Raw genomic sequence first — 280 nt, forward strand, 5'->3', positions numbered from 1 at the left:
ACCAACCATCATTGAAATGTCAGGTGAAGCCGTAGGTAGCTATTTACTTCAAAACAAAGGCGACCATTTCTATTTTTGCCGTTTCTTTTTATTACCAAGCTTTCACGGGAAAGGAATAGGAAGTCAGGTTTTAAGCCAATGTTTAGAGTTTGCTGATAGCGAGAATAAACCAGTGAAATTGTGTTATTTGCAAGGCAATCGAGTAGGCGGTTTATATCGTAAATTTGGTTTCCAAGTAACATCAGAAGATGCTCAATTTGTTCATATGAACCGTGTGAGA

The 280-nt window shown here is 37.9% G+C and carries 1 protein-coding gene; it reads left to right on the top strand.

Annotation, left to right across the window (positions count from 1 at the left end):
- Nucleotides 1-280, top strand: a 280-nt coding sequence (locus A6E03_RS07185) for a GNAT family N-acetyltransferase (protein ID WP_141677241.1), incomplete at both ends; no start/stop codon positions are given.

It is taken from the genome of Aliivibrio sp. 1S128, assembly GCF_001691065.1.
GTDB lineage: Bacteria > Pseudomonadota > Gammaproteobacteria > Enterobacterales > Vibrionaceae > Aliivibrio.